The sequence below is a fragment of the Streptomyces sp. NBC_00878 genome (assembly GCF_026341515.1).
Lineage (GTDB): Bacteria > Actinomycetota > Actinomycetes > Streptomycetales > Streptomycetaceae > Streptomyces.
On the sequence record NZ_JAPEOK010000001.1, the window covers coordinates 1439795 to 1465844 of the forward strand.

Below are 26050 nucleotides of genomic sequence, written 5' to 3' on the forward strand. Positions count from 1 at the left end.
GTCACCACCCCCCTCTCCCGAGCAGTCCCCTTCTCACGGAGCAGACGTGTGCACTTCGCATGAGCACGACCCGGCCGAGGCCTGCCCGCAAGCCGGCGCCGGACGGCGGAACTTCCTGCGGGCGACCGCGCTGATCGGCGCGGCAACGGCGGCGGTCTCGCTGCCGACGGCCACCGCACAGGCGGCCCCCACTTCGGCGACCCGCTGGAGACCCGACCCCGACAGCCGCCGCTTCACGCTCGCCGTGATGCCCGACACCCAGTACCTCTTCGACGGGCCGAGCATCGACAAGGCGCCCGTCGAGGCGTCGCTGCGCTATCTGCTGGAGCACGGGCGGGACGAGAACATCGTGTTCCTGTCCCACCTGGGCGACCTCACGCAGAACGGCGCGAAGGAGGAGTGCGCGGCGATCGGCGACGCCTTCCGGCTACTCGACCGGCGGGGCGTCGGCTACAGCGTCCTGGCGGGCAACCACGACGTGAAGTCGTCGACCGACGACCAGCGCGGCTCGACGCCGTATCTGGACGCCTTCGGCCCGGACCGCTTCAAGGGCAAGTCCACGTACGGGGGCGCCTCACCGGACGGCTACAACACCTTCCACCTCTTCCGGGCCGCCGGGCGGGAGTGGATGGTGCTCGCGTTGGACTGGCGACTGTCCGCGAAGGGCTTCGCGTGGGCCAAGGACATCATCGCCGAGCACCCGAAGACGCCGGTGATCCTGACGACGCACGAGCTGGTCGACGAGGACGACTCGCTCTCCTCGTACGGCCGGCAGCTGTGGGACCGGTTGATCGAGGACCACGATCAGATCTTCCTCACCCTCAACGGGCACTACTGGCCCGCGGCGCGCGCAACCCGCAAGAACGCGGCGGGACATGACGTCCATCTGCACCTGACGAACTATCAGAACCGTTACTTCGGCGGCGCTGCGATGATCCGCCTCTACCGCTTCGACCTCGACCGGAACACCGTGGACGTGGAGACGGTGTCCCCGTGGATCCTCGGCCGGGCCGCGAAGGGGCTCAACGAGCTGGAGCGCCAGGAGAGCGAACTCAGCGGTGACACCGACCGGTTCTCGGTCGAGATCGACTTCGAGGAGCGCTTCTCCGGCTTCGCCCCGGTGGCCGAGCGCCCGGCGCGTCCCGCGCCGAAGATGCTGATACCGGGCACGGTCGCGTACTGGCGCTTCGACGGGAAGGCCGACGGAGCCGCCGTGACCGGCACGGTCCGCGATGTGTCCGGGCGCGGCAACGACCTCTCCGTGGTCACGGTCGCGGGCGGCACACTCACCTGGTCGTCGGACCACCACCCCGACCAGCCGGGCCACGGCAGCCTGGACTTCCACGGCGGCAAGCCTCCACTCAAGGGCGCCTATCTGCGGACCGTCGACGACGCGCCGCTCAACTCGGCCACCTTCAAGGCGGGTTACACCATCGAGGCCTTCTACCGGCTGCCCGCCGACTGGGACCCCTCGCGCGACGCGTGGGCCGGACTGCTCGGCCGCACCGGTACGGGCGGCGCCGCGGGGAAGTCCGCCGACGACCCGGACGAGCCCATCGCCACGCTGTCGCTGTCGAACGACCGCGAGCCCCAGTGGGCCATGCGCCCCCTCAACCAGCAGGGAATCGCGACCAACTGGGGCCAGGAGACACCGCTGGAGACGTGGTGGCACCTCGCCGTCGTCAACGACGGACGGCACACCACCCTGTACGTCCAGGGCTGCCCGGTGGTGCGCAACCCGAAGGCGTCGTCCGTGGGGATCACCTCGGTCGGCCTGCCCTGGCTCCTCGGCGGCTACGAGTACGCCGGGAAGATCGACCAGATCCTGCACGGGCGGCTCGGTGACGTACGGATCGTCGAACGCGCCCTGCCCGTCACGTCGTTCATGAACCACTGATCCATCGAGCTCCGAGGGACTCCCCAACCATGACCGAGCAGCAGCTGCCCGCCTGGGCCGATCCGTCCGTCTCCGCCGCCGACCTCGACCCGCAGGGCGTCTCCAGACGCCAACTCCTGCGCCGGGCGGGCCTGTTCGGCGCCGCCTTCGCGGCCGGGTCACTGGCGACGCCCGCCGCCGCGAGCACCCAGGGCTTCGGCGGCAACGACCCGCGCCTCGCCTACCTCGTCGGCGACCACCACGTCCACTCCGTCTACAGCCACGACGCGAAGTACACGTTCTCCCAACTCGCGCAGGCGAGCGCCAAGTACGGCCTCGACTGGATGGTGTTCAACGAGCACTCCAACTTCGGGCACGCCCAGTACGGGGCGAAGCTGGAACACGAGGAGATCCTCAAGGCCCGTGCTGCCAACCCACGTCAGCTGATCTTCCAGGGCCTGGAGTGGTACATCCCGGGCGCCGAGCACTGCACGATCTTCGCGGCGCCCGGCCGCCACGAGGTGGACCTGCTCACGAAGTTCGAGCTGGCCTACGACGGCAAGCTGCTCGGCTACACGGCGGGCGGCCCCACCCACCCCGACACCCCCCGCAACGAGGCGCACGCCGTCAAGGCCATCAAGTGGCTGGCCGCACAACGCCGTTCGGGGTACGTGGACGACGTGCTGGTCTTCGCCAACCACCCGATGCGCCTGGGCATCGACTCCCCGCACGAGATGCGGAACTGGCGGGACGCGGCCCCGGAAATCATGATCGGCATGGAGGGCGCGCCCGGTGCTCAGGGCGGTGCCATCCCCGGCTGGCGCGGTCCGACGTCGATACGCGGCGAGTACGAGAACAAGCCCTCGGCGGACTCCTGGCCCGGCTATCCGACGGACGCGTATGTCACCTACGGCGGCTTCGACTGGATGACGGCGACCGTCGGCGGTATGTGGGACGCCATGCTCTCCGAGGGCAAGCTGTTCACCATCACCACCAACTCCGATGTGCACCGGGTGGTGTTCGACACCTGGAAGAACGGCGACTGGCTGCCGGGGCAGAACTTCGACAACACGGGCCGGCTGCCCGACCCGGTGAACACCACCGAACCGCAGCCGGGCGGCGACTTCTGGCCCGGCCAGTTCAGCCGCACGCACGTCGGCGTGACCCGCCACGGCTACCGCGCGGTGATGTCGGGCCTGCGCGCGGGCCGGGTCTGGCTCGACCACGGCCATCTGCTCGACGGTCTCGACGTACGGCTGAAGCGGGACTGCGACCACGGCCGGGGCGTCACGCTCGGCGGGCGGCTGCGCGTCCGCAAGGGCGAGAAGCTCACCCTGAACGTGACCGTGACGACGACCTCGCGGCCCAACCCGCACGGCATCCTGCCCGAGCTCGCCCATGTGGACGTGATCCGCGGCGCGGTGCGCGGTCCGGCGGCCGACCGGGACACCTGGCGGGCGCCCGACGCGAAGGTTGTGCACACGGCGGACGTGTCCGGCCGCGAGGGGACGTACACCCTGCGCATCCCGCTGACCGCGGGGGACGAGTCCTTCTACGTGCGGCTGCGCGGCAGCGACGGCAACCGGCACGGCGCCGGGTACCTGGGCGCCTCGGTCGACCCGCACGGGCCGATCCCGCACGAGCCCGGCAACGGTGACCCGTGGGCCGACACGTGGTTCTACTCGAACCCCGTCTTCGTGGAGGTGGCCGGACACCGCTGAGAGCGGTAACGAGAGCGTCCCGTGAGCCAGTACAGCCTGGTCACCGGCTGATCGACGGGCGTACCGTGGACCGGTGACCACTGACGAGGCCCTGCGGCCCCAGTCCCTCATGCTGTCGTTCCTGGGCGACCAGGTGCTCGGCCGTGACGTCTGCGTGTACTCGGGGAGCGTCATCGACGTCTTCGGGCGCGCGGGCGTCGGCGAGCACGCGACCCGCTCGACGCTGACGCGCATGGTGGGCCGCGATCTGCTGAGGCGGCAGCGCGAGGGGCGCCGCATGTACTTCGGGCTCACCGAGCGCTCAGAGGCCGTGCTGCGGGACGGCGAACAGCGGATCTGGGAGTCGGGGGCCGTCAACCGGCAGTGGGACGGCTCCTGGACGCTGCTCGGCTTCTCGCTGCCGGAGTCCTGGCAGCGTCAACGCCACGATCTGCGCGCGCAGTTGACCTGGAACGGCTTCGGTCCGCTGTTCGGCGGGCTGTGGATCGCGCCGGGCGGGGCCGATGTCTCCGCGATCGTCGCCGAGCTCGGCCTGACCGCCCATGTGAAGATCTTCCGGGCCCACGCGGACTCGGGCATGGACATCGGCGCGATGATCGAGGAGACCTGGGCGCTGGGCGAACTGGCCACGCGCTACAAGGCGTTCCTACGGCGCTGGGAGCGCTGGGAGACGGCGGAGCCCGAGGCCGACGAGGCGCTCGGGCTGCGGCTGCGCCTGTCGACGGAGTGGCTGCAGATCATCCGGGGGGATCCGCGCCTGCCCGTCAAGCATCTGCCGGACGACTGGCCGGCCGAGCAGGCCGAGAAGACGTTTCACGCGGTGTACGCCCATCTGACCCCGCTGGCACGGGAGTCGGCGGAACGGCTTCTCGACCTGGTGCCGGTTCGCGCCGCATAGGGGCGCGGGGAACTGCGCGACCAGCCACGACGAACCCGCAGACGAAATGGCGCTCACAGCGGAGCGCTCACGCGTAGAAGCGGGACAGGCTCTGGAGCACGGCCGCGGGCTTGGGCGCGCCCTCGATCTCGATCGTGCCGTCGACCGTGATCTGCACACCGCCCGCCACGTCCTCGACGTCCGTCAGCTTCGCGACCAGGCGGATGCGGGAGCCGACCTTCACCGGTGAGGGGAAACGCACCTTGTTGAGGCCGTAGTTGACCTTCGTGGTGACGCCCTGGACGTCCAGCAGCTCGGTGAAGAGCGGGATGAAGAGGGAGAGCGTGAGATAGCCGTGCGCGATGGGCGCGCCGAACGGACCCTCCTTGGCCTTCTCCTCGTCGACGTGGATCCACTGGTGGTCGCCGGTGGCGTCGGCGAACGTGTTGACGCGCTCCTGGGTGACCTCGATCCACTCGCTGGCGCCGAGGTCGCTGCCGGCGAGCTTCTTGAGTTCGTCGATGCCGTTCGCGGTGATGCTCATGTGTCGTTCCTTCGACTAGGAGTTGGTGCCGTACCGCTTGCGGACACGGGACTTGAGGAGCTTGCCGGAGGCCGTCCGCGGCAGTTCGTCCGCGAGCACCACCGACTTCGGGATCTTGTACTTGGCGAGGCGTCCGGCCAGGGACGCGAGGACCTCGTCGGGGTCGAGCGCGACGTCCTCGCGGGGCACGACGACCGCGCGCGGCACCTCGCCCCACTTCTCGTCGGGCACGCCGATGACCGCGCACTCGACGATGTCGGGGTGGGCGAGGAGCTGGTCCTCGATCTCGGCCGGGTAGATGTTCTCGCCGCCCGAGATGATCATGTCCTTGAGGCGGTCGACGATGGTGACATAGCCGTCCTCGTCGATCCGGGCGGCGTCCCCGCTGCGGAACCAGCCGTCGTGGAACACGGCCGCGGTCTCGTCGGGCAGCCCCCAGTAGCCGGGCATGACGTGCGGTCCGCGTACGACCACTTCCCCGGTCTCGCCGATATCGGCGGGGGCGAGGTCGGGCCGTACGACGCGGACGTCGCTGAAGAAGTGCGGCACGCCCGCCGAACCGGCCTTGCTCACCGCGTGCTCGGCGTCCAGGAAGAGCACGCCGGGCGAGGCCTCGGTCATGCCGTAGCCCTGGAGGAAGGTGAGGCCCCGCTCCTGGTAGGCGGCGATGAGCGGGGTCGGCACGGGTGAGCCGCCGCAGCTGAGCATGCGCAGGGAGGACAGGTCGGCGTCGGCCCAGCGCGGGTGGCGGGCCACGTGCTCGAACATGGTGGGCACGCCGAACATGAAGGTGATCCGGTGCCGTTCGATCAGGTCGAGGGTGGCTGCCGGGTCGAAGGCCTCGACCAGGACGCAGGTGCCGCCCTTGAGGAGGACCGGCAGGGTGAGCATGTTCAGCCCGGCCGTGTGGAACAACGGGGCGGAGACCAGGGCGCGTTCGTCGGTGATCAGGTCCTGGTCGACCAGGACGTTGACCGCGTTCCACGTCAGATTGCCATGGGTGAGCATCGCGCCCTTGGGCCGGCCGGTCGTGCCCGAGGTGTACATGATGATGCAGGTGTCGTCGGCGGTGACGGGTTCGTCGATCGCCTCGTCGGGGGCCGCGCCGAGCAACTGGTCGTATTCTGCGCCCACTTCGATGTACGTACGTACGTCGCTGTTGCCCGGCAGTCCCGCGATCATGCCGCCGAACGACGGCCCGTACACGAGGGCCTTGGCCCCGGAGTCGGTGAGCTGGTAGGCGATCTCGGGCCCGGCGAGCCGGGTGTTGAGCGGGACGAAGACCGCCCCGAGGGTGCCCGCCGCGAACAGCGTGTCCAGGTACGAGGGGTGGTTCGGGCCGAGGTAGGCGATCCGGTCGCCGCGGCGCACCCCAAAGGCGCGCAGGGCGTGCGCGAGGCGGGTGACCCGCTCGTACAGCTCGGCGTACGTGACCGTCGTGTCGCCGTGGATCAGGGCGGTGCGGTGCGGGGTCTTGCGGGCCCGGCGTGCGGGCCACGACCCCAGTCCTTCATTGCGCATGTCCGTGCCCCTGTCCTTCATTGCACATGGGGTGCCCCTGTCCTTCCTTGCGCATGGCTGCCCGTTATGGCTTTGTCAGCCCGAGCAGCCGGGCCGCGTTCTCCTTGAGGATCTTCGGCCTGACCTCGTCCTTGATGGCGAGCTTCGCGAAGTCGGCCAGCCAGCGGTCCGGGGTGAGGACCGGGTAGTCGGAACCGAACAGCACCTTGTCCTTGAGGAGCGTGTTCGCGTACTGCACGAGCTGCGGCGGGAAGTACTTCGGCGACCAGCCGGACAGGTCGATGTGGACGCCCGGCTTGTGCGTGGCCACCGCCAGTGCCTCGTCCTGCCAGGGGAAGGACGGGTGCGCCAGGATGATCTTCAGCTGCGGGAAGTCGGCGGCGACGTCGTCCACGTGGAGGGGGTTGGAGTACTTCAGCCGGATCCCGCCCCCGCCGGGCACGCCCGCGCCGATGCCGGTCTGGCCCGTGTGGAAGAGGGCGATCGTGCCGGTCTCCTCGATCACCTCGTACAGGTCGTACGCCACCGACCTGTCGTTGGGGAAGAAGCCCTGGATGCTCGGGTGGAACTTGAAGCCCTTCACCCCGTACTCCTCGACCAGGCGGCGGGCCCGCTTCACGCCCGCCTTGCCGCGGAAGGGGTCGATGGAGGCGAAGGGGATCAGCACGTCCGGGTTGGCGGCGGCCGCCTCGGCGACCTCCTCGTTCGGGACGGGCTCGGTGCCGGTGGCGGACTCGGCGTCGACCGTGAAGATCACGGCGGCCATCTTCCGCTCGCGGTAGTAGGCGGCCGTCTCCTCAAGCGTCGGCTTCCGCTTGCCCTCGACCTTGAAGTAGGCACTGGAGGCCTCGTGCAGGTCGTCGTCGAGGGAAGAGGTGCCCTTGGAGGAGACCTCGGCGTGGGTGTGGACGTCGATCGCGACGAGTTCCTCGACGTCGATGGTCGTCATGGGTCACGCCTCCGGGAACTTCGGGGCGGGGATGCCGACCGACTGCGGCTCGGCACCCAGCGAGGCCGGCCAGACGTCGGCGAGGGTGTCGGGGGTCCAGCCACCGTCAGCGTACGCCGCCTTGATCTCCTGAGGGTGGGACCACAGTGCGACCTTGTCGCCGCCGATGCCGATGGCCTGGCCGGTCACGCCGCGGGCGGCCTCGGAGGCCAGGAACGGGACGAGGGCGGCGCAGTCCTCGGGGGTGCCGAAGCCCTCGCCCTTGCGGAGGAAGTCCGGCAGCGGCTCGCCGCCGCGCATGGCCTCGATGTAGGGCGCGAAGGCCGGGATGGTCTCGGTCATCGCGGTAGCGGCGACCGGCACGATCGCGTTGACGGTGATGCCCGCGCGGCCCAGCTCCATCGACCACGTACGGGCCATGGCGGCGATGCCGGCCTTGGCGGCGGAGTAGTTGGTCTGGCCGAAGTTGCCGCGCTGGCCGGCCGGGGAGCCGACCAGGATCAGCGTGCCGCCCTCGCCCTGCTCGCGCATGCGTACGGCGGCGGCGCGGGCGCAGGTGAAGGTGCCCTTGAGGTGGGTGGTGATCACCGCGTCGAAGTCCTCGTCGGTCATCTTCCACAGCACCTTGTCGCGGAGGATGCCCGCGTTGGTGACCAGGACGTCGAGGCGGCCGAACTCCGCCACCGCGCGGCCCACCAGACGGTCGGCGGCCTCGCTGGTACCGACCGGGACCACCTCGGCCACGGCGGTGCCGCCCTCCTCGGTGATCGCCTTGACGGCCTGCTCGGCGACGGACTCGTCCACGTCGTTGACGACCACGGAGGCGCCGGCTGCGGCGAGGGCGTGCGCGTAGGCCAGGCCGAGGCCACGGCCGGAGCCCGTGACGACGGCGACCTTGCCGGTGAGATCGATGCTGGGCACGACGGTCCCTTCGAGAAACGGATTACCTGCGGAAGGCAGGACGGCTACGAGATCGGAGCTTACGAGATCGAAGCTAAAGACAATCATTGTTGTCGTCAATAGTTGTTGCCGACTCGTCTGTGCGGCATGCTGTGAGAAACATGTACGCACCGCCCCAACAGGGGCCCGGCCCAGGGAGCCCGCCATCGCCGGTCAGCAGCACGCCACGCCCCCCGCCTCCATCGACGCCCAGGAGCCGTGGATGCGCGGACTGCACGCGGACACCGGCTACCTCCTCTACCGGCTCGGCCTGCGTTCGGGGCAGCTGTTCAACACGTTTCTCCAGGAGTCGGGGCTGCGGCTGCGGCACTACGCGCTGCTGCGGTTCCTCGCCACCTCCGAGGGCGCGCTCCAGCGGGAGCTGAGCGCACGGCTCGGCTACGACCCGAGCGCGATCGTCGGTCTGGTCGACGACCTGGAGAAGCTGGGCTTCGCCGAGCGCCGCCCCTCGCCCGACGACCGCCGCAGCCGCATCGTCGTACTGACCGAGGACGGCCGCTCCTTCCTGCGCGACACCGACGAGGCGGGTCTGCGGGTGACGAACGACCTGCTCCAGCCTCTCGACCCCGCCGAGCGGGACACCCTGCACACCCTGCTGCGACGGGTCGCCGAAACCGAGCTCGACGCATGACCGGCTTCGGCGCATGACCGGCCTCAGCTCATGACTGGCCTCGGCGCATGACCTGTCCCGGCCGATGACCGCGTCGTCCGCACCCGACCGCCTCCTGGCCGTGCTCGCCGCCTTCGATCACGAGCATCCGGCGCTCTCCCTCACGGACATCAGCCGCCGGGCCGGGCTCTCCCTCACCACCGCCCACCGCCTGGTGGGCGCGCTCAGTGACTGGGGCGCCCTGGAGCGCGACGCATCCGGTATCTACCACGTGGGCCTGCGCCTCTGGGAGATCGCGGCGCTCTCCCCGCGCGGTCTCGCGCTGCGGCAGATCGCGCTGCCGTACCTGGAGGACCTGTACGAAGCGACCCACGAGAACGTGCAGTTGGCGGTCCGGGACGGCTCCGAGGTCGTCTACATCGAGTGGATCTCCGGCCGTTCGGCCGTGGACGTGAAGATCCAGGTGGGCGCCCGCTGGCCGCTGCACGCGACCGGCGTGGGCCTCGCGCTGCTCGCCCACTGCGAGGCCGCCTTCCAGGAGACGTACTGCGGCGGACCGCTCGCCGCGTTCACCCCGCACACGATCACGGACGGGGCCACGCTGCGCCGCGTACTCGCCGAAGTCCGGCGCGCGGGAGTGGCGGTGAGCAGCCGTCAGATCACCGACGACGCGCTGTCGGTGGCCGCACCGGTCCGCGCGGCGGACGGCTCGACGGCCGCGGCCGTCTCGGTCGTGGTGCCCGAACGAGACGCACACACACCGGCGTTGATCCCGGCGGTACGACTCGCGGCGCTCGGCATCTCACGGGGGCTGGGGTGGCAGCCGGAGCGGTAGTTACGCCGCGCGCGAGTCCCTGTCCGGGAGGGCCGGCCCCGTCCGGGAGGGCGGACCCCGTCCGGGAAGGCGGACCCCGTCCGGGAAGGCGGACCCCGTCCGGGAAGGCGGACCCCGTCCGGGAAGGCGGACCCCGTCCGGAGAGGCGGGTCGTCGTCGAAAAAGGCAGGCAGTCGTCGGGAAAGGCGAGCCGTCGTCCGGAAAGGCGAGCCGTCGGATATCCCTCTCACCGGTGAGGACGCCGCCCGCCGACCCACCCGATACTGAGACGGCCCTTGCCCCGAGGAGCCGCGTATGTCCGTGTCCGCCCAGTCCTGGATCACACCGGCCGTCGCACGCCTGCGCGCGGCCAACCCGTACGTCGTCGACGCCGCGCTCGCCGCGCTGGTGCTGTTCGCCGCGTCTTTGCAGTGGATGTTCCCCGACGACGGCGACGACCGCCTCACGTGGCAGGGTTTCCTGCTGGGCGCCGGTACGGCGGTGCCGCTGGTGTGGCGGCGGCGGGCGCCGTTCCTGGCGGCCTGCGGCGTCTCGGTGTTCACCCCCGCCATGGCGGTCTATCACGCGCCGCCGCCCGACGTGATGTACGGCGGCCTGGTCGTGCTCTACACGATGGCCGCGATCGCCCCTCCCTGGCAGCGGCGCTTCATGCTGGTGGGGTGGCTGGCCGGGGTGTCGCTGACCATGATGCACAAGGAGGTCACCCAACCCTTCGAGTACGCCTTCCAGTTGCTGAGCGGCGTCAGCGCGTACGGTTTCGGGGTGCTGGCCCGTCTCCAGCGGGCGTACACGGCTGCGCTGGAGGACCGGGCCCGCCGGCTGGAGCGGGAGCGGGCCGCCGACACCGCGCGGGCCGTTGCACAGGAACGGGCCAGGATCGCCCGGGACATGCACGACATCCTGGCTCACGCGGTGAGCCTCATGGTGGTGCAGGCGGAGGCGGGGCCCGTGGTGGTGCGCAGCGATCCCGAGCGCGCGGAGTCGGCGTTCGACGCCATCGCCACCGCCGGGCGCGACGCGATGAACCAGCTGCGGCGGATCCTCGGGGTACTCAAGGACGAGCCGGTGAACGGCACTTCCGCCCGCTTGCCGCAGCCTGGCGTGGCGGCCCTGACCGACCTGGTCCGGCAGGTCGCCGAGTCCGCCGGTCTGCGCGTCGAACTCCACGCCACCGGCGAGCCGCGTCCGCTGCACCCGGACACCGAGGTCGCCGCGTACCGCGTGGTCCAGGAGGCCCTGACCAACACCGTGAAGCACGCGTACGCTTCCCAGGCGCGGGTCGAACTCGACTGGACGGAGGACGAGTTGACACTCACGGTGACGGACGACGGGCGAGGCCCCGCGGACCACGGCGGAAGCGGGAGCGGGAGCGCGCGTGAGAGCGGGGCAGGCCACGGCCTGATCGGGATCCGCGAGCGGGCCGCCGCCTGCGGGGGCACGGCCCGTACGGGACCCGGCCCCGACGGCGGGTTCCGGGTCGCCGTACGCCTTCCGGTGGCCGTCGACCGGCAGGCGGCCCTGGGGTGAGCATCCGCGTGGTGGTCGCCGACGACCAGGAGCTGGTCCGCAGCGGGTTCAGCATGATCCTTGAGGCACAGCCCGACATCGAGGTGGTCGCGGAGGCCGGGGACGGCGTCGAGGCGGTGGCCGCGGTGCAGCGGCACACGCCCGACGTGCTGCTGCTCGACATCCGCATGCCCCGGATGGACGGCCTGGAGGCGGCCCGGCTGGTCTGCGCGCAGTCCGGGTGCCGGGTGGTCATGCTGACGACGTTCGACCTCGACGAGTACGTGTACGAGGCGCTGTACGCGGGCGCCAGCGGCTTCCTGCTCAAGGATGTGCGCCGGGACGACCTGGTGCACGCGGTGCGCGTGGTCGCGGCGGGCGACTCGCTGCTCGCGCCGTCGGTGACGCGGCGGCTGGTGGCCGACATCATCCAGCGGCGACGGGCCGAGGCGTCGGCGCCGCCGCCCTCGACGGTACGGCTCGATGTCCTCACGGCTCGCGAGGAGGAGACCCTGCGGCTGCTGGCCCGCGGCCTGTCCAACGCGGAGATCGCGACGACGCTGTTCGTCAGCGAGCACACCGTGAAGACTCACGTCAGCAACGTCCTGGGCAAGCTGGGCTTGCGGGACCGGGTCCAGGCGGTGATCCGGGCGTACGAATCGGGGTTGGTGACCCCGGGTTCGAACTGACCTTTCGGGGTGGTTCGTTGGGTGCGGGTGCGTGGGGGTTGCTCGCGCAGTTCCCCGCGCCCCCGAGGTAACTGGGGCGGAGCCCCTGCTTTTGAGGGGCGCGGGGAACTGCGCGACAAACCCCCACCGGCCTGCAGCCGCGCATCCCCCGTACGGCGGAGCCGCCCCACCCACTCACCCGTGCGAGGGATCCAGGGAAACCGCTCCCTTCGGCGATCCGGTGGCGGGCCCGGCCACGCGAGTCTGGGGACGACCCCGAGACCCGCCAACCCGCCGGGAGGCGCCCCGTGCTCGCCACCATCGCCAGGGCATCAACTCGCCGCCCCCTGACCGTGATCGCCCTCTGGCTGCTCTTCCTGCTGCTCGGCTTCGGGCTCGGGACGGGCGTCTTCGGACGGCTCAGCGACTCCGTGCCGGACGTGCCGGGCACCGAGTCGGACCGGGCCGCCGTGCACCTCGACGGCATCGACCCCGTAGGCGAGTCGATCACCGCGGTGGTCGGCGGCACCGCGGTGTCCGACCTCGGGCTGCGCGCGCAGGTCGAGGCCGCCGTCGCCGACCTGCGCAACGCGGCCGGCCTCACGGCCGTGCCCGACCCGTACGACACACCCGGTCTCCTCGCGGAGGACGGGCAGGCCCTCGTCATCCCGGTGACGCTGAAGGGCGGCCTCGACGACGAGGCGGAGGAGAAGGCCCTGGACACGGCCAGTGACCGCATCCATGAGATCAAGGCGCCCGAAGTCCACGTCAGCGGCGGCCCGTTGCTGGGGCAGCAACTCGGCGAGCGGGCCCAACAGGACGTGGCGCGCGCCGAGATCATCTCGCTGCCGGTCGTTCTCGTCCTGCTGCTCGTCATCTTCGGCGGACTGCGGGCCGCCGGACTGCCCCTGCTGGTCGCGGTCAGCGGCATCGCGGGCGCGTTCCTGGCGCTGTTCGGCTTCAGCCAGTTCACCGACATCTCCGTGTACGCGATCCAGGTGACAACCATGCTCGGCCTCGGACTGGCCGTGGACTACGCGCTGTTGATGGTGGTCCGCTTCCGCGAGGAACGCCGTACCACCGACGACGTGGTGGAGGCCGTGCACCGCACGGTGGCCCGCGCCGGACGCACGGTCCTGTTCTCCGGCCTGACCGTGGCCGTCAGTCTCACCGGTCTGCTGGTGTTCCCCAGTACGTTCCTGCGCAGCATGGGCCTCGCCGTGGCCGCCGTGGTGGTCGTCGACATGCTGGCCGCGCTCACCCTGCTGCCCGCGCTGCTGGCCCGGTTCGGCGGAAAGATCGCCCCGGCACGCACCAAGCCGGCCGGTGAGGAGGGCCGTGTCTTCGCCCTCCTCGCCCGGTTCGCCACGGGCCGCCCGGTCGTCGTGACAGCGGCCTCCGCCCTCACCCTGCTCGTCCTCGCCCTGCCCGTCACCGGCATGAAGATCAACATCGGGGATGCCCAGCAGCTGCCGTCGAACACGGAGGCACGCCGGTTGGACGACACGGTGGAGGCCCATTTCCCGCCGGGCACCGGAGTCTCCCCGGTGACCGTGGTCCTGAAGCCGGACACCGACCCCGCGACGGCCGACCGGATCCGGGCCCTCTCGCCGGGCGCCGAGTCCCGTGACCTGCCGGGCGGCACGACGGTCCTGAACCTGCGACCGGGCGGCAGCGCCGACGGCAAGGCGGCGACCGAACTGGTCCAGCGCGTACGGGACATACGAGGCGACGAGCCCGTCGAGGTCACCGGTGTCGCGGCCCGCCTCGTCGACTTCCGCGCGATGCTCGGCGACCGTGCGCCCTGGGCCGCCGTCACCGTCCTGGGCGGTATCTTCCTCCTGCTCTTCGCGTTCACCGGCTCGGTCCTGATCCCGCTGCGCACCATCGTCACCACGCTGCTCAGCCTGGGCGCCGCGCTCGGTGTGGTGGTCTGGGTGTTCCAGGACGGGCATCTGGCCTCAGTGCTGGGCTCCCAGGAACTCGGCGCGCTGAGCCTCACCGCACCTCCGCTGATCATCGCGATCGCCTTCGGACTCGCCATGGACTACGAGCTGTTCATCCTCGCCCGGATGCGCGAGGCCTGGCTGCGCACGGGCGACGAACGGGAGGCGGTCGTCACCGGCCTGCGCCGCTCGGGACGCGTCGTGAGCTGTGCCGCGCTGCTGCTCGCCGTCGTCTTCGGCGCCTTCATGACGGGCGGCTTCGCACCGATCCTGCAGATCGGCCTCGGCCTGACCCTCGCGGTACTGATCGACGCGACCCTCGTACGCATGCTCCTCGTCCCGGCGACCATGGCGCTGCTAGGACGACGCGCCTGGTGGGCGCCCCAGCGGCTGCGACGGGCCCACGACCGGTTCGGGCTGCACGAGGAGGCACAGCCTGCCGAACCCGAACTCACCAAGCAGGGCTGAAGTCACCAAGCAGCACTGAAGCAACGGCGCGGCACTGAACTCATCGCGCGGCACTGAGCGTTGGCCCCGGTCCCTCCGGATGCTGTTGGCGAATCCCGTCAGACCTCCAGCAAGTGGGCCGTGAGTCCCAGCGACACGCCGTAAACCCGGCGTGTCGCTGGGACTCACGCGACAATTGCTTCGCCCCGCGGATTCGCCAACAGCATCCCTCCGGACCGGGGCCCTCGTCGTGCCGGAAGGCACGGTTGGAGTCCTGGCTCGGGACGGGACCAGGGCCGGTGGCTCAGCCGATTTCGAGGACGACCTTGCCGGTGATGTTCCCGGTGGCGAAGGCGCGCTGTGCCTCGGCGGCCTTCTCCAGGGGGAAGACCGCGCCGACTCGTACGGTGAGCAGGCCGACCTCGGCCAGTGCCGTGACCGCGGTGAGGTCGGCGCGGTCCATGCGGGCGAAGACGTCAGTGGAGCCGGGGGCGCCGGGTTCGGCGATGGACGCCGACCTGCCTCCGGACCGTACGGCCCCCGCCGACGCGGCGAGGGTACCGCCGCCGACCGTGTCGAACACCGAGTCCACACCCTTCGGGACCAGGCTGAGCACCTCGCCGGTCAGGCCCTCGCCGTACGCGACCGCTCGGGCGCCGAGCGCACGCAGGTAGTCGAGATCGTCGGCCGAGCCCACGCCGATGACACGGGCGCCCCGGGCCAGGGCGATCTGCACGGCGACGGAACCCACGCCGCCGGCAGCCCCGTGCACGAGGACGCTCTCGCCCCGCCGCACCGCGAGTGCGTGCACCACGCCCTGGTAGGCGGTGAGCGCGGCCAGCGGCAGGCCCGCGGCCTCGGTGAAGGACATCGTGCTCGGCTTGCGCGCCACGGCGCGCACGTCCGCGGAGACCAGTTCGGCGAAGCCGCCGTGCGCGCGCTGCACGTCGCCGCGGACGTACGCGATCACCTCGTCGCCCGTCGCGAACTCGGGTGCGCCGGGCCCGGAGCGCTCCACCACACCGGCGACGTCCCAGCCGGGCACCACCGGGAAGAACGTCTCCACGGCGCTGTCCAGCACCCCAGCCTGGAGAGCGGCGTCCGCGCGGTTCAGCCCGGCGGCCCTGACCCGGATCAGCACCGAGTCCACGTGCGTCTTCGGCTCGGGCAGCTCGGTGAGCTCAAGGACTTCCGGTCCGCCGTAGCGGCGGTACACGACGGCCTTCAACGCTCAGGCCTCCAGGACCGCGTACGGCATGTCGTGCAGGACGCGGTGCCGGACGATCTTCCACTCGCCGTCGATGCGGCGCAGGTCGGAGTCGTAGTAGCCGGACTCGATGGGCCGGATGGTGCCCTGGGCGCCGAAGGCGTCCGCGGGCCAGCCGCCCGCCGGGCGGGAGAGGGCGCGGACCTCGAAGACCACGAAGTGGGCGTTCATGTGCGCCTCGTCGCCGTCGACCTCGATGAGGTGGTCCGCCGTGACGTGGTGGCTGGAGCCGCCCTCGGGGTGCGGCGCCATGAAGTTGTCGACCGCGTACGCCACACCCGAACTGCCGATGATCGGCTCGCCGATCTGCTCGTAGGCGTCGGGGCCGGTCTTGACGAAGACGTCCACGATCGCGTCCTCGGTGAAGAGGGCGCCCTGGCTCTTGCCGTCGCGTCGGTCGGCGGCGCGGACATAGTGGGCCAGGATCTCCTGGACCTTGCGCTCGTCGCTCATGGTTCGCACGTTCCTCTCGTGTTATTGATGCGAGTTCTGTTGCTGTTGCTGTTCCTGCTGCTGTTCCTGTTCCTGTTCCTGTTCCGAGTGGACCATCGGGAACGGGCGAGAGCTATGAGGGTTCCGGCAAGGGTCGATACCCTGAAGGTATGGATCGTCTGGAGACCCGCGAACTCGACTATTTCGTCGCGGTCGCTGAGGAGCTGCACTTCGGAAGGGCCGCGGAGCGCCTGGGCATGGCCCAGCCGCCGCTGTCGCGCGCGATCAGCCGTCTGGAGCGCCGCATGGGGGTGCTGCTGCTGGAGCGCAGTAGCCGCCGTGTCGCGCTCACCGACGCGGGTGCCGTATTCCTGGACGAAAGCCGACGGCTGCTCGACTCGCTGGACGCGGCCGTGCGGCGGGCCCAGCGCGTGCAGCAGCCCGGTCGGCTGGTGATGGCGGTACGTCCCGGCACCGCGTCCGGGCTGATCGCCGATCTGCTCCGCTCCTCCGAGGTCGGCGGCCACGACGTCGTCTTCACTCATGACCGCCCGGCCGCCCTCAGAGACGGCAGGGCCGATATCGCGCTGCTGTGCGTCGGCACCGACGACCTCACCGGGCTGCGCACCGCCGACCTGACCGAGGAGGCGCCCTTCGCGCTGGTCCCGCGTGGCCATCCGCTGGCCCGGCGCCCCGCGGTGACGGTCGCCGAACTCGGCCAGGACGCGAACTTCGCGCCCGAGTGCCCACCGCTCGGGCTCGACGAGATCGTCGACCGGGTCGCACTCGGGCGCCTAATCACCGTCGTGGGCTCGGGTGCCGCCGAACGGATCTCCCCCGAGGTGGCCGCGGTACCGGTGTCGGACCTGCCGCCCACGCGTCTCGCCCTGGCATGGCCCGAGGGGGCGTCCCGTCCGGCCGTCACCGCTTTCGTGCACTCCGCCCGCGCGGCCGAGGCGCGGCGGGCACTCGACGCGAAGGACAGGGACGCGGCCGGGGCTTGAGACTGCGACGAGTACGACATCGACGACGTGCCGCACGCGCAGCGCCTCACCACGTCGGGCACGTTCGTCCACGGCAACTACTGGGCTTCGCCGTCGATCTTCGGCACCAGCAACACGAGCCACGGATGCGTCGGGCTGCTCGGCGCGAAGGGCGCGGACAACACGTCCACGCCGGACTACGCGTTCTACAAGAGCTCCATGCTCGGCGACGTGGTCGTGGGCGAGAACTCGGGCGAGCACACGGTCGATCCGGCCAACGCCCTCAATGGCTGGAACCTCTCGTGGACGGACTGGCAGGCAGGGAGCGCTCTCTGACGCCGCGTCCGGTCCGTCCCATCCTTCCCCTCCTTCAGGGTGTGAACTCTCCTGCCCGCTGAGGGCTTTCTCTGCTTTACCTCTTGACGACCGGAGTGCCGAAGAGCACATTGGCCGCGCAGCTGCGATGAGAGCGCTCTCAACCCCAACCGCGCACCGTCCCCACTCCGTACCCGAAGAGGCACCCATGAGGGAAACTTCAGGCACACCCGTCAGACGCGGCTCATTCCGACGCACACTCATCGCGCTGCTCAGCGTGCTGAGCCTCGCCGCGGCCGGCGCCTCGGCCGCGCGGGCGGACGCGCCCGCGCCGCCCAGCGGCTGGACCCAGGTCTTCGTCGACGACTTCAACGGATCGGCCGGCACCGGCGTCAACACCTCGAACTGGCAGTACGCGACCGGCCACGGCTACCCGGGCGGGCCCGCCAACTGGGGCACGGGCGAGATCGAGAACATGACCTCCAGCACCAACAACGTGGCGCTGGACGGCGCCGGGAACCTCCGGATCACCCCGCGCCGCGACGCCGCGGGCAACTGGACCTCGGGCCGTATCGAGACCAACCGCACCGACTTCCAGCCCCCCGCCGGAGGCACGCTGCGCGTCCAGTCCCGGATCCAGATGCCGAACGTGACGGGTACCGCCGCCCGCGGCTACTGGCCGGCCTTCTGGATGCTGGGCGCGCCCTACCGCGGCAACTACCAGAACTGGCCGAGCGTAGGCGAGTTGGACATCCTGGAGAACGTCCAGGGTCTCAACACCGTGTGGGCCACGATGCACTGCGGCACCAACCCGGGCGGCCCCTGCAACGAGACGACCGGCCTCGGCGGCTCCACCGCCTGCCCGGGCGCGACCTGCCAGGCCGGCTTCCACACGTACGGCATGGAGTGGGACCGGTCGACGAGCCCGGAGCAGATCCGCTTCTACGTCGACGGCATCAATTACCACACCGTACGGGCGAACCAGGTCGACGCGACCACCTGGTCGAACGCCACGAACCACGGCTTCTTCATCATCCTGAACGTGGCGATGGGCGGCGGTTTCGTGGACGCCTTCGGCGGCGGTCCCGACGCCGCCACCGTGCCGGGCAACCCGCTCGTCGTCGACTACGTCCAGGTGTTGCAGTCCGCCGGCGGCACCACACCTCCGCCGACCGGCAACCGTGACGCGTACAGCGCCATCCAGGCCGAGTCGCTCGACAGCCAGAGCGGCACGATCACCGAGACCACCACCGACTCGGGCGGCGGCCAGAACATCGGCGCCATCGCCAACGGCGACTGGACCCTCTACCGGGGCGTCAACTTCGGCTCCACGGCGGCCAGACAGTTCAGCGCCCGGGTCGCGAGCGGTGTGGGGGGCGGCGCCAGTGGCCTGGTCGAAGTCCGCCTCGACAGCCGTACGAGCGCCCCGATCGGCACCTTCGCGCTCGCCAACACGGGCGGGTGGCAGAGCTGGCGGACCGTCCCGACGAACACCAGCAACGTCACCGGAACGCACGACGTGTATCTGACCTTCACTAGCGGCCAGTCGGCGGACTTCGTGAACGTGAACTGGTTCAGCTTCGCCCACTGACACGTGAGTTGAGGTAGCGAGTCACGGAGGAGGGGGCGGGCCGCCGGGCCCGCCCCCTCCTTTGGTCCTCAGCCCTCAAATTCCCCAACCCTTTTGTTCCTCAGCGCAGTTCCGCCCGGAACGCCACCGGCGCCACCCCGGTGTGCTGATGGAAGAACTTGGTGAAGTTGGCCGCGTCGGGGAATCCCACGGAGACCCCGATGCGACCTATCGGCATGTCCGTGTGGGCGAGGAGCCGCTTGGCCTCCAGGACGACCCGCTTGTCGATGAAGCCCTTCGGGGTCTCGCCGGTCGCGGCGCGGACCGCCCGGACGAGGGTGCGGCGGGAGTAGCCGAGGGCGTCGGCGTACGCGCTGACGCTGTGGTTGGTGGCGAAGCCCTTCTCGACCGCCTCGCGGAAGCGGGTGAAGGTGGTGTCCGCCGGGTCCTGGTCGCGTGCCGCGTCGGCGGAGTCGGCTGAATCGGCGGCGAGATGCGCGAGGCGCAGCAGGAACGCGGTCAGCGAGTGCCGCAGCACGGAGGTGTGCAGGCTGAGCGGCAGCGTGGTCGAGTCGACGTACTCGCGCTCCAGTTGGGCGAGCGAGGCCGTCAGCCCGGCGAGTTGGGCCGCATCGGGCCTCAGCAGGGGCGGCAGGTCGTAACGGTAGAGGCCCGTCGCCTCGACCGTGGCGCGGGGCAGGAAGCCCGGCTGCATGATCAGGACCGTTCCGCGATAGGCCTCCGTCCTGGAGAAACGGTGGACCTGGCCGGGGCGGATCCACAGCAGCTCACCGGCCAAGACCTCGTACTCGGTGAAGTCGACCATGTGCCGTACCGGGCCGTCCCCGAAGAGCATGACCACGTGGAAGTCGATGCGGTGGACGCGCTCGATCGGCCCGTCCGCGTGCCAGGTCCGGCCGGGCTCCATCGGACCGACCTGCATACCGACGCCGCAGACGCTCAGATCGACGGGAAAGGGAAAGGTTCTGATCCCGTCGCCACCATCACCGTCGCGGCCGCCACCATCCCGGCCGCCACCATCACCGTCGCGACGGCCGTCCCCGCCTCTGCCGTCACCGCCTTGGGTGCTTCTGTCCGCCATGTCCCTCTCGCGTCGGCTCGGTCCCGCGGGCGTTGTCCCACTTTCACCAAAGGCTGACACAGGGGCACCTTCCCCAGCAAAAGTCAGACTTTTAAGTTTGAACGCAACCGAGCAGTACCGGGCTTCTACCGAGGACTTCTTGAAGATGAGTACGCAGACACCTGACAGCTTTGAGTGGACCGAACTGGACCGGCGAGCCGTCGACACGGCCCGTCTGCTGGCGGCGGACGCCGTACAGAAGGTCGGCAACGGCCACCCCGGCACCGCGATGAGCCTGGCCCCGGCCGCGTACACCCTCTTTCAGAAGGTGATGCGACACGATCCCGCGGACCCCGAGTGGACCGGCCGTGACCGCTTCGTCCTCTCCCCCGGCCACACCTCGCTGACCCTCTACACCCAGCTCTTCCTCTCCGGGTACGAGCTGGAGCTGGACGACCTCAAGGCGTTCCGTACGCACGGCTCGAAGACGCCCGGCCACCCCGAGTACGGGCACACGGCCGGGGTCGAGACGACCACCGGCCCGCTCGGCCAGGGCGTCGCCAACGCGGTGGGCATGGCGATGGCCGCCCGCTTCGAGCGCGGCCTGTTCGACCCGGACGCCCCCGAGGGCGAGTCCCCCTTCGACCACACCGTCTGGGCGATCGTCTCCGACGGCGACCTGGAGGAGGGCATCTCCGCCGAGGCGTCCTCGCTCGCCGGCCACCAGCAGCTCGGCAACCTCGTCTTCGTCTACGACGACAACCACATCTCCATCGAGGGCGACACCGCGACCGCCTTCTCCGAGGACGTACTGAAGCGGTACGAGGCCTACGGCTGGCACGTGCAGCGGATCGAGCCCGCCCTCGGCGGCGACATCGACCCGCAGGCGCTCCACGAGGCCCTCGTCGCCGCCAAGGCCGAGACCGGGCGCCCCTCGATCATCGCGATGCGCACGATCATCGCCTGGCCCGCGCCCAACGCCCAGAACACCGAGGCCTCGCACGGCTCGGCGCTCGGCGCCGAGGAGATCGCGGCCACCAAGCGTCTCCTTGGCTTCGACCCGGAGAAGACCTTCGACGTCGCCGACGAGGTCCTGGACCACGCCCGGAGGGCCCTCGACCGGGGCGCCGAGGCGCACGCCGCCTGGAACAAGCAGCTGGCCGAGTGGCGCACCGCGCAGCCCGAACGCGCGAAGCTCTTCGACCGGATCGTGGCCGGTCAGCTCCCCGACGGCTGGGAGTCCGCGCTGCCGGTGTTCGAGGCGGGCACCTCCGTCGCGACCCGTGCCGCGTCCGGCAAGGTCCTCCAGGCGCTCGGCGGTGTGCTCCCCGAACTGTGGGGCGGCTCCGCCGACCTGGCCGGCTCGAACAACACCACCATCGACAAGACGTCGTCCTTCCTGCCGAAGGGCAATCCGCTGCCGGAGGCCGACCCGTACGGCCGAACCGTCCACTTCGGGATCCGTGAGCACTCGATGGCCGCGGAGATGAACGGCATCGCGCTGCACGGCAACACCCGGATCTACGGCGGCACGTTCCTCGTCTTCTCCGACTACATGCGCAACGCCGTCCGCCTGTCGGCCCTCATGCAGCTGCCGGTGACGTACGTCTGGACGCACGACTCGATCGGCCTCGGCGAGGACGGCCCCACCCACCAGCCGGTCGAACACCTCGCCTCATTGCGTGCCATCCCCGGTCTGAACATCGTGCGCCCGGCCGACGCCAACGAGACGTCGATCGCCTGGGCCGAGATCCTCAAGCGGCACGCCACCAACCCGGCCCCGCACGGCCTCGCCCTCACCCGCCAGGGCGTGCCGACGTACGAGGCCAACCCCGAGGCGGCGAAGGGTGGTTACGTCCTGCGCGACTCCTCCACCGCGACCCCGGACGTGGTCCTCATCGCCACCGGCTCAGAAGTGCAACTCGCCGTCACCGCGCGCGAGCGGCTCGAAGCCGAGGGCGTCGGCACGCGCGTGGTGTCGATGCCGTCCGTCGAGTGGTTCGAGGAGCAGTCGCCGGAGTACCGCGCGAGCGTACTTCCACCGTCCGTGAAGGCGCGCGTGGCGGTCGAGGCGGGCATCGGTCTGACCTGGTACCGGTACGTCGGTGACCACGGACGCATCGTCTCCCTCGAACACTTCGGCGCCTCCGCCGACGCCAAGACCCTGTTCGCCGAGTTCGGTTTCACCCCCGAGAACGTGGCCTCCGCCGCCCGGGAATCCCTCGCCGCCGCGCGCGGTTGATCCGTTCGCACGAAGGAAGATGATCACTGTGACCGAAGCAACCGCAACCGCGGACACCCTCAAGAACCTCTCCGCCGAAGGCGTCTCCATCTGGCTGGACGACCTCTCGCGCAACCGGATCGAGTCCGGCAACCTCGCCGAACTCATCAAGACCAGGCACGTGGTGGGCGTCACCACCAACCCCTCCATCTTCCAGGCCGCGATCGGCTCGGGCGAGGGTTACGAGGAGCAGCTGGCCGACCTCGCGACGCGCGGCGTGACGGTCGACGAGGCCGTAAGGATGATGACCACCGCCGACGTCCGCGCCGCTGCCGACATCCTGCGTCCGGTGTACGACGCGACCGGCGGCCGGGACGGCCGGGTCTCCATCGAGGTCGACCCGCGCCTCGCCCACGACACGACGGCGACCGTCGCCGAGGCCAAGCAGCTCGCCTGGCTGGTCGACCGCCCGAACGTGATGATCAAGATCCCTGCGACGAAGGCCGGCCTCCCCGCGATCACCGAGGTCATCGGCCGCGGGATCAGCGTCAACGTCACGCTGATCTTCTCGCTGGAGCGCTACCGCGAGGTGATGGACGCCTACCTGGCCGGTCTGGAGAAGGCGCGGGCCGCGGGCCTCGACCTCTCCGCCATCCACTCCGTCGCCTCCTTCTTCGTCTCCCGCGTCGACAGCGAGATCGACAAGCGGCTGGCGAAGGCCGGCACGGACGAGGCCCTCGCGCTGAAGGGCCGGTCCGCACTCGCCAACGCGCGGCTCGCGTACGAGGCGTACGAGGATGTCTTCGCCTCGGACCGCTGGACCGCCCTCGGCGCGAGCGCCAACAAGCAGCGTCCGCTGTGGGCCTCGACCGGCGTCAAGGACCCGGCCTACAAGGACACGCTGTACGTCGACGAGTTGGTCGCGCCCGGCACGGTCAACACCATGCCGGAGGCCACGCTGAACGCCACCGCCGACCACGGCGAGATCCGCGGTGACACGGTGACCGGCGGCTATGCCCAGGCCCGCGCCGACCTGGCGGCCGTCGAGCAGCAGGGCATCTCGTACGACGAGGTCGTCCGGCAGTTGGAGGACGAGGGCGTAGCCAAGTTCGAGGCCGCCTGGGGCGAACTGCTGGCCGCGGTCGCCGTCTCACTGAGCCGCAAGGGAGTTGACGGGGAATGAGCGAGAACCTTACCGACGGCCCTGACCTCGCGTCCGACTGGGACAACCCCCTGCGCCACCCCGGCGACCGCCGTCTGCCGAAGATCGCCGGTCCGTCCGGTCTGGTCATCTTCGGCGTCACCGGCGATCTGTCCCGCAAGAAGCTGATGCCGGCCGTCTACGACCTGGCCAACCGCGGGCTGCTCCCGCCGGGCTTCTCCCTCGTCGGCTTCGCGCGGCGCGACTGGGAGGACGAGGACTTCGCACAGATCGTCCACGACTCGGTGCGCGAGCACGCGCGTACGGAGTTCCGCGAGGAGGTCTGGCAGCAGCTCGCCGAGGGCATGCGGTTCATCCCCGGCGACTTCGACGACGACCAGGCCTTCAAGCAACTGCGTTCCGCCGTCGAGGAGTTGGACGCTTCCCGGGGCACCAGCGGCAACTACGCCTTCTACCTCTCCGTACCGCCGAAGTTCTTCCCGAAGGTCGTCAGGCAGCTCAAGAAGCACGGGCTGGCCGACGCCCCGGCGGGTTCCTGGCGGCGCGCGGTGATCGAGAAGCCGTTCGGCCACAACCTCAAGAGCGCTCGTGAGCTGAACAAGGTCCTGCACGACGTGTTCGACCCGGAGCAGGTCTTCCGGATCGACCACTACCTCGGCAAGGAGACCGTCCAGAACATCCTGGCGCTCCGCTTCGCCAACCAGATGTACGAGCCCGTCTGGAACCGGTCGTACGTGGACCACGTACAGATCACCATGGCCGAGGACATCGGCATCGGCGGCCGGGCCGGGTACTACGACGGCATCGGCTCGGCCCGTGACGTCATCCAGAACCACCTGCTCCAGCTCATGGCGCTGACCGCGATGGAGGAGCCCATCGCCTTCGACGCCGACTCGCTGCTCACCGAGAAGCTCAAGGTCCTCAAGTCGGTGCGGCTGCCGGAGGAGTTGGGCGAGCACACCGTGCGCGGGCAGTACGCGGAGGGCTGGCAGGGCGGCGCCAAGGTGCCCGGCTACCTCGAAGAGGAGGGCATCGACCCCGCGTCGAAGACCGACACGTACGCGGCCGTCAAGCTGGAGGTCGACAACCGCCGCTGGGCGGGCGTCCCCTTCTATCTGCGTACCGGCAAGCGGCTCGGCCGCCGCGTCACCGAGATCGCCGTCGTCTTCCAGCGGGCCCCGCACTCCCCGTTCGACTCGACCGCCACGGAGGAGCTCGGCGCCAACGCCATCGTCTTCCGTGTCCAGCCCGACGAGGGCATGACGGTGCGCTTCGGATCGAAGGTGCCGGGTACGTCGATGGAGATCCGGGACGTGTCCATGGACTTCGCCTACGGCGAGTCGTTCACGGAGTCCAGCCCGGAGGCGTACGAACGGCTGATCCTGGATGTCCTGCTCGGCGACGCCAATCTCTTCCCCCGTCACCAGGAGGTGGAAGAGTCCTGGAAGATCCTCGATCCGATCGAGGAGTACTGGGACAAGAACGGCAGGCCCGCGCAGTACGCCTCGGGCAGCTGGGGTCCCGGGGAAGCCGACGAGATGCTCGCACGAGACGGACGGAGCTGGCGCAGGCCATGAAGATCGATCTGACCGACACCACGGCAAGCAAGATCAACAAGGCTCTCGTGGAGGGCCGCCGCGCCATCGGCACACCAGCCGTGGGCATGGTCCTGACGATGGTCATCGTGACGGACGAGGAGAACGCGTACGACGCGATCAAGGCGGCCGAGGAGGCCTCGCACGAGCACCCCTCGCGCACCCTGGTCGTCATCAAGCGGCACGCCCGCACCCCGCGCGACCGCACGAACTCGCACCTGGACGCCGAAGTCCGCGTGGGTGCCGACGCCGGCACCGGCGAGACGGTCGTGCTGCGGATGTACGGCGACGTGTCCGAGCACGCCGACTCGGTGGTCCTGCCGCTGCTGCTGCCGGACGCGCCGGTCGTCGTGTGGTGGCCGGTGGACGCGCCCGACGTCCCGGCCAAGGACCCGCTGGGCGCGCTCGCACAGCGCCGGATCACCGACATGTACGCGGTCGAGGCGCCGCTCGCGGCCCTGGAGGCACGCGCCGCCTCGTACGCGCCGGGCGACACCGACCTGGCCTGGACCCGGCTGACTCCGTGGCGCTCCATGCTCGCGGCCGCCCTGGACCAGTCCCGTACGAAGGTCACCTCGGCCGCCGTGGAGAGCGAGGCCGAGAACCCGAGCGCCGAACTGCTGGCCCGCTGGCTGGAGGCCCGCCTCCAGGTCCCGGTCGAGCGCGTCGTGACCGCGGGACCCGTCGTCACCGCCGTCCGGCTCGGCACCAAGGGCGGCGAGATCATCATCGACCGCCCCGAGGGCCCGCTCGCGACCCTGTCGCTGCCGGGCCAGCCCTCGCGCACCCTCGCGCTGAAGGTCCGCAGCACCTCCGAGCTGATCGCCGAGGAACTGCGCCGCCTCGACGCGGACGAGATGTACGCCATCGCCCTGCGCGGCGACGAGGCCGGAAGGAAGGAGAGCCGTGCCTGACACAACCGGGTCCGTGCCCGTCGAAACCGGGTCTGCGGCTGACACAGTCG

The 26050-nt window shown here is 70.5% G+C and carries 21 protein-coding genes and 1 pseudogene; 15 read left to right on the top strand and 7 right to left on the bottom strand.

The genetic code is table 11. The annotated features are described in order from the left end of the window. Positions 1-46: 46 nt before the first annotated feature. From OHA11_RS05780 to OHA11_RS05790, 3 genes are all read left to right on the top strand, one after another. On the top strand, positions 47-1897 hold the full coding sequence (locus OHA11_RS05780; RefSeq protein ID WP_266492621.1) for a LamG-like jellyroll fold domain-containing protein: 1851 nt from the start codon (positions 47-49) through the stop codon (positions 1895-1897). Positions 1898-1926: 29 nt separating this feature from the next. Beyond that, a complete protein-coding gene (locus OHA11_RS05785; protein WP_266492623.1) occupies positions 1927-3597 on the top strand; it encodes a PHP domain-containing protein in 1671 nt (556 codons plus the stop codon). Between the two features lie 73 nt (positions 3598-3670). Further along, complete coding sequence (locus OHA11_RS05790; protein ID WP_266492626.1) at positions 3671-4495, top strand: PaaX family transcriptional regulator C-terminal domain-containing protein; 825 nt, start codon at positions 3671-3673, stop codon at positions 4493-4495. Positions 4496-4562: 67 nt separating this feature from the next. Here OHA11_RS05790 and OHA11_RS05795 read toward each other — a convergent pair whose 3' ends face one another. The 4 genes from OHA11_RS05795 to OHA11_RS05810 all read right to left on the bottom strand — a co-directional run bounded on the left by OHA11_RS05795 (position 4563) and on the right by OHA11_RS05810 (position 8409). Continuing rightward, a complete protein-coding gene (locus tag OHA11_RS05795; RefSeq protein WP_266492629.1) occupies positions 4563-5018 on the bottom strand; it encodes a MaoC family dehydratase in 456 nt (151 codons plus the stop codon). 15 nt (positions 5019-5033) lie between these two features. Next, on the bottom strand, positions 5034-6539 hold the full coding sequence (gene menE / locus OHA11_RS05800; protein WP_266492632.1) for an o-succinylbenzoate--CoA ligase: 1506 nt from the start codon (positions 6537-6539) through the stop codon (positions 5034-5036). 64 nt (positions 6540-6603) lie between these two features. Continuing rightward, positions 6604-7479 carry an amidohydrolase family protein gene (locus tag OHA11_RS05805; protein WP_323186754.1) on the bottom strand — a complete coding sequence of 292 codons (876 nt, stop codon included), beginning with the start codon at positions 7477-7479 and terminating at the stop codon, positions 6604-6606. Between the two features lie 12 nt (positions 7480-7491). Then, on the bottom strand, positions 7492-8409 hold the full coding sequence (locus OHA11_RS05810) for an SDR family oxidoreductase (RefSeq protein ID WP_323186527.1): 918 nt from the start codon (positions 8407-8409) through the stop codon (positions 7492-7494). A 241-nt stretch (positions 8410-8650) separates the two neighbouring features. Here OHA11_RS05810 and OHA11_RS05815 point away from each other — a divergent pair, with 241 nt between their 5' ends. The 5 genes from OHA11_RS05815 to OHA11_RS05835 all read left to right on the top strand — a co-directional run bounded on the left by OHA11_RS05815 (position 8651) and on the right by OHA11_RS05835 (position 14481). Further along, a complete protein-coding gene (locus tag OHA11_RS05815; protein ID WP_266492637.1) occupies positions 8651-9079 on the top strand; it encodes a MarR family winged helix-turn-helix transcriptional regulator in 429 nt (142 codons plus the stop codon). Between the two features lie 64 nt (positions 9080-9143). After that, positions 9144-9893, top strand: a complete 750-nt coding sequence (locus OHA11_RS05820) for an IclR family transcriptional regulator (protein WP_266492639.1) — start codon at positions 9144-9146, stop codon at positions 9891-9893. A 294-nt stretch (positions 9894-10187) separates the two neighbouring features. Then, positions 10188-11420 (top strand): sensor histidine kinase, encoded by a 1233-nt coding sequence (locus OHA11_RS05825; protein WP_266492642.1) that lies wholly within the window; start codon positions 10188-10190, stop codon positions 11418-11420. Beyond that, positions 11417-12088 (top strand): response regulator transcription factor, encoded by a 672-nt coding sequence (locus OHA11_RS05830; RefSeq protein WP_266492645.1) that lies wholly within the window; start codon positions 11417-11419, stop codon positions 12086-12088. The genes OHA11_RS05825 and OHA11_RS05830 overlap by 4 nt, the downstream gene beginning before the upstream one ends. Before the next feature lie 287 nt (positions 12089-12375). After that, a complete protein-coding gene (locus OHA11_RS05835; RefSeq protein WP_266492648.1) occupies positions 12376-14481 on the top strand; it encodes an MMPL family transporter in 2106 nt (701 codons plus the stop codon). Between the two features lie 283 nt (positions 14482-14764). Here the strand turns inward: OHA11_RS05835 and OHA11_RS05840 are convergent, their stop codons facing one another. Continuing rightward, entirely contained in the window at positions 14765-15688 is a 924-nt protein-coding gene (locus OHA11_RS05840; protein WP_266492650.1) for an NADP-dependent oxidoreductase, read from the bottom strand. 3 nt (positions 15689-15691) lie between these two features. Then, positions 15692-16180 carry a nuclear transport factor 2 family protein gene (locus OHA11_RS05845; protein WP_266492652.1) on the bottom strand — a complete coding sequence of 163 codons (489 nt, stop codon included), beginning with the start codon at positions 16178-16180 and terminating at the stop codon, positions 15692-15694. 149 nt (positions 16181-16329) lie between these two features. Here OHA11_RS05845 and OHA11_RS05850 point away from each other — a divergent pair, with 149 nt between their 5' ends. The 3 genes and pseudogenes from OHA11_RS05850 to OHA11_RS05860 all read left to right on the top strand — a co-directional run bounded on the left by OHA11_RS05850 (position 16330) and on the right by OHA11_RS05860 (position 19048). Continuing rightward, positions 16330-17163, top strand: coding sequence for a LysR family transcriptional regulator (locus OHA11_RS05850; protein ID WP_266492653.1), 834 nt, complete (start codon positions 16330-16332; stop codon positions 17161-17163). Positions 17164-17169: 6 nt separating this feature from the next. Further along, a pseudogene (locus OHA11_RS05855) lies at positions 17170-17478 on the top strand (hypothetical protein); the annotation flags it as partial. Positions 17479-17665: 187 nt separating this feature from the next. Then, complete coding sequence (locus OHA11_RS05860; RefSeq protein WP_266492656.1) at positions 17666-19048, top strand: glycoside hydrolase family 16 protein; 1383 nt, start codon at positions 17666-17668, stop codon at positions 19046-19048. Between the two features lie 100 nt (positions 19049-19148). On the opposite strand, the gene OHA11_RS05865 is transcribed toward OHA11_RS05860, so the two are convergent. After that, the gene (locus OHA11_RS05865; protein WP_266492658.1) at positions 19149-20129 is read right to left on the bottom strand and encodes an AraC family transcriptional regulator; all 981 of its coding nucleotides are present in this window, start codon (positions 20127-20129) and stop codon (positions 19149-19151) included. Positions 20130-20274: 145 nt separating this feature from the next. Between OHA11_RS05865 and tkt the strand changes: the two genes are divergently transcribed. The 4 genes from tkt to opcA are packed head-to-tail and all read left to right on the top strand — an operon-like array spanning position 20275 to position 26000. Beyond that, a complete protein-coding gene (tkt, locus tag OHA11_RS05870; RefSeq protein ID WP_266492660.1) occupies positions 20275-22350 on the top strand; it encodes a transketolase in 2076 nt (691 codons plus the stop codon). Positions 22351-22369: 19 nt separating this feature from the next. Next, the gene (gene tal, locus OHA11_RS05875; protein ID WP_266492661.1) at positions 22370-23512 is read left to right on the top strand and encodes a transaldolase; all 1143 of its coding nucleotides are present in this window, start codon (positions 22370-22372) and stop codon (positions 23510-23512) included. Continuing rightward, entirely contained in the window at positions 23509-25068 is a 1560-nt protein-coding gene (gene zwf, locus OHA11_RS05880; RefSeq protein WP_266492662.1) for a glucose-6-phosphate dehydrogenase, read from the top strand. Before tal ends, zwf begins: the two co-directional genes overlap by 4 nt. Continuing rightward, positions 25065-26000 carry a glucose-6-phosphate dehydrogenase assembly protein OpcA gene (gene opcA, locus OHA11_RS05885; protein ID WP_266492664.1) on the top strand — a complete coding sequence of 312 codons (936 nt, stop codon included), beginning with the start codon at positions 25065-25067 and terminating at the stop codon, positions 25998-26000. Before zwf ends, opcA begins: the two co-directional genes overlap by 4 nt. Positions 26001-26050: the final 50 nt, after the last annotated feature.